This is a genomic window from Flavonifractor sp. (genome assembly GCF_019422385.1).
GTDB lineage: Bacteria > Bacillota > Clostridia > Oscillospirales > Oscillospiraceae > Flavonifractor > Flavonifractor avistercoris.
This window is the reverse complement of the sequence record NZ_JAHZDL010000139.1, coordinates 1-3,600: the sequence shown is the minus strand read 5'-3', so window position 1 is coordinate 3,600 and position 3,600 is coordinate 1. Positions and strand designations below refer to the sequence as shown.

Below are 3,600 nucleotides of genomic sequence, written 5' to 3'. Positions count from 1 at the left end.
TGGAGGTGGGCACCACCAACAAGACCCGCCCCGCCGACTACGCCGCCGCCCTGGAGTCCGGGGCCGCCCAGGCCATGCTCAAGGTCCACCCCAGCAACTTCCGGGTGGTGGGCTTCACCCAGTCCGCCTCCCTGCCGGAGCTGGGGGAGCTGGCCCGGGCCCACGGCGTCCCCCTGCTCTGCGACCTGGGTGCCGCCGCCCCCGGCTCGCCGGAGCTGGAGGAGGCGGTGGCGTGGGCCGACGCGGTCTGCTTCTCCGGGGACAAGCTGCTGGGCGGGCCCCAGGCGGGCATCCTGCTGGGGAGGGCCCCCCTGATTGACCGGCTCCGCTCCGACCCCCTGGCCCGGGCCCTGCGCATCGACAAGCTGTCCCTGGCCGCCCTGGAGGCAACCCTGCTGGACTGGCGGGACGGGACGGCGGTGCCGGTATCCGCCATGCTCTCTGCCGAGCCGGCGGAGCTGCGGGCCCGGGCGGAGGCCCTGCGGGAGGCCCTCAACCCCCTATGCCCCTGCGACGTGGTGGAGACGGCGGGGGAGGCGGGGGGCGGCGCCAACCCCGGCGAGGCCCTCCCCGCCTGGGCGGTGGCCCTGTCTCCGGCGGAGGTGCTGGACGACTTCTTCCGCCGGCGGCCGGTGCCCATCCTGGGCCGCATCCACCGGGGCAAGCTGCTGCTGGACGTGCGCACCCTCCTGCCCGGCGACGGGGGGGAGATCGCTGCCGCCCTGCGGGCGTGGAGGGGGGATACGCTGTGATTGTCTGCACCGCGGGCCACGTGGATCACGGCAAGACCGCCCTGGTGAAGGCGCTGACAGGGGTGGATACCGACCGGCTGGCGGAGGAGCGCCGCCGGGGCCTCACCATCGAGCTGGGCTTCGCCCCCCTGGAGTTGCCGGGGGTGGGGCGGGTGTCGGTGGTGGACGTGCCCGGCCACGAGCAGTTCATCCCCACCATGCTCTCCGGCTGCTCCGGCCTGGACGGGGTGCTCTTCACCGTGGCCGCCGACGAGGGGCCCATGCCCCAGACGGCGGAGCATCTGGACATCCTCTCTCTGCTGGGGGTGGAGCGGGGGGTGGTGGCCCTGACCCGGGCGGATCTGGCCGCCCCGGACCGGCTGGCGGAGACGGCGGAGCGGACGAGAGAGCTGGTAAAGGGCACCTTCCTGGAGGGGGCGCCCATGGTGCCCGTGTCCGCCGTCACCGGAGCGGGGCTGGACGGGCTGCGCGCCGCCCTGGCTCACATGCTGGCCCAGGTTCCCCCGCCGCCGGCCGGGGCGCCCCGCCTGCACATCGACCGGGTCTTTCCCGTGGCGGGCAGCGGCACGGTGGTCACCGGCACCCTCACCGGCGGGCCCCTCCGCCGGGGGGACGCCGTACGGCTCTACTCCTCGGAGCGCACCGCCCGGGTGCGGGGCCTCCAGTGCCACGGCGTCCCGGCGGAGGAGCTGCCCGCCGGAACCCGGGCGGCGGTGAACCTGGCGGGGGTGCGCCTGCGGGAGGTGTGCCGGGGGGACACCCTGGCCGCCCCCGGCTCCCTCACCGTCACCGACCGGGCGGACGTGTCCCTGCGGGTGCTGCCAAACGCCCCCTTCTCCATCCGCAGCGACAGCCAGCTCCATTTCCACCACGGCGCCCGCAGTCTCACCTGTCGCTGCGTCCTTCTGGGGCGGGACGTGCTGCGCCCCGGGGAGAGGGGCTGGGCCCAGCTCCGCTTTGCCCAGCCCCTGGCCGCCGCCCCCGGCGACAAATTCGTGGTGCGCTTCTTTTCCCCCCTGGCCACGGTGGGGGGCGGGGTGCTGCTGGAGCTGGCCCCGCCGAAAAAGGGCCGCATGAGGCCGGAGCGGGCTGCCCGTCTGGAGGCCCTGGCCCGGGGTGAGATTCCCCCGCCGCCGGAGCCGCCCCCTGCGCCCCCCTCCCCCGCCGTTCCCGCCCCGTCAGACGGGGCGGAGCAAGAGCTGGCGGCACTCTACCGGCAATACGGCCTGACCGCCCCGGCCTGGGAGAGGGTGGAGCCCCGCTTCGCCGGGCGGATCAAGGAGGCCCGCCGGGCCCTCCGCCGCCTGCGGGAGCGGGGGGAGCTGGCGGAGCTCGCCCTCGGCCGCTACGTCCACCGGGAGGCGGCGGCCGCGGCGGAGCGCGCCCTGCGGGACGCCTTCGGGGCAGCCCCCTTCCGCCTGGCCCAGGCCCGGGACACCCTGGGCCTCTCCCGGGGGGATACCCTGCTCCTGCTGGAGCTGTGGGACCGCGCCGGCGTCACCCGCCGGGAGGGGGACGCCCGCCGGTTCACTTGACAATCCGGCCAAACCTGATAAGATGGAGTCAGAACATGGGGGCGGAAGGGCCGCTGGTGGGCCCCCCGGTCTTCAAAACCGACGGGGACGGTGCTCCCGTCCTGGTGTGTTCGATTCGCACCCGCCCCCGCCACACGCTCAGAACCGCCCGACCCGCTGTGCGGGGCTCGCGGTTGGGGGGCCGCCCTGCGGGCGGCCAGCTGAGAAAGGAGTTTGCGGCCATGTCTGACGTCCCCTTTTTTGCCCGCAGAAAGCTGTACAGCACCTACTCCGCCCAGGAGGTGGGACAGCTCCGCGCCGCCCTCCAGGGGGCCGGGGTAAAGTTTGTCATCCAGCAGGATCTCCACACCGGCCCCTTCTTCGGCCTCGGCCTCCAGTCCGGCCCCGTCTCCACCGAGTACACCGTCTACGTCCACAAGGACGACTTCGACCTGGCCGAGAGCGCCATTCAGGGTACCATCGGATAACAGAAAGGAGCGTTGCCATGATTTCCCCTCTTGACCGCAGAAAGCTGCTGAGTACCTTCAACGCCCAGGAGATCGGACAGATCCGCGCCGCCCTTCAGGGGGCCGGGGTGGAGTTCACCATCAAGCAGGACAGCCATCCCGTGGGCGGCACAGGCTACGGCAATGTCACGTCGGCCATCACCCTGGGCGCGGGGGCCGCGCCCTTTGAGTATACCGTCTACGTCCACAAGGACGACTTTGCTCTGGCCGAGAGCGCCATCCAGGGCTCCTGCGAATAGCCGCACAGACAGCCGCCGCCCCTTTCGGGGCGGCGGCTGTCTCTTTATCACCCGTTACCACAAGCACAACGGCAGTTCAGAGGCGTGGCACCGACGGCGGCCCGGCCGGGCAGGCCCGCGCCCGCGCAGGCGCGTCCCCCGGGGGGCTCCACCAGACGGGCGACCACAGGTCGCCCCTACGGATGGCGCGCCGAGTCGTCGCGCCCCACGGATCGGTGGTTCCGGGGAAAACGGGCGGATGATATCCGCCCCTACGGGCCTGGCAGCTGACGCGCCACGCCGCGATGATGGGGCTTCACTGCTTTTTCCGCCATTTCAGCAGCAGGGAGGAGTTGAGGATCACCGCCACAGAGCCGGCGTTATGCACCAGGGCCCCCACCACGGGGTTGAGAATGCCGGTCATGGCCAGCACGATGGCCGCGAAGTTGAGGGCCATGGAAAAGGTCAGGTTGAGGCGGATGGTGGACATCATCCGGCGGGAGAGGGCGATCAGGTGGGGCAGCTCTTTGATGTCGTCGTTGACCAGGGCGATGTCGGCGGCGTCCACGGCGATGTCGCTGCCCACGCC

General features: G+C 72.6%; 3 protein-coding genes, 1 tRNA gene and 2 pseudogenes. 5 read left to right on the top strand and 1 reads right to left on the bottom strand.

The features are described from left to right. From QZ378_RS12420 to QZ378_RS12400, 5 genes and pseudogenes are all read left to right on the top strand, one after another. Positions 1 to 752: pseudogene (locus QZ378_RS12420) on the top strand (L-seryl-tRNA(Sec) selenium transferase); the annotation flags it as partial. Then, positions 749 to 2,287, top strand: coding sequence for a selenocysteine-specific translation elongation factor (gene selB / locus QZ378_RS12415; protein WP_291258490.1), 1,539 nt, complete (start codon positions 749 to 751; stop codon positions 2,285 to 2,287). The pseudogene QZ378_RS12420 and the gene selB, both read left to right, overlap by 4 nt. A gap of 37 nt (positions 2,288 to 2,324) precedes the next feature. Further along, positions 2,325 to 2,420: transfer RNA gene (locus QZ378_RS12410), tRNA-Sec, on the top strand. Positions 2,421 to 2,508: 88 nt separating this feature from the next. Continuing rightward, positions 2,509 to 2,754: a hypothetical protein gene (locus tag QZ378_RS12405; RefSeq protein WP_291258489.1), complete on the top strand. Its 246-nt coding sequence runs from the start codon at positions 2,509 to 2,511 to the stop codon at positions 2,752 to 2,754. Between the two features lie 17 nt (positions 2,755 to 2,771). After that, on the top strand, positions 2,772 to 3,032 hold the full coding sequence (locus tag QZ378_RS12400; RefSeq protein ID WP_291258488.1) for a hypothetical protein: 261 nt from the start codon (positions 2,772 to 2,774) through the stop codon (positions 3,030 to 3,032). Positions 3,033 to 3,327: 295 nt separating this feature from the next. On the opposite strand, the pseudogene QZ378_RS12395 reads toward QZ378_RS12400, so the two are convergent. After that, positions 3,328 to 3,600: pseudogene (locus tag QZ378_RS12395) on the bottom strand (cation-transporting P-type ATPase); the annotation flags it as partial.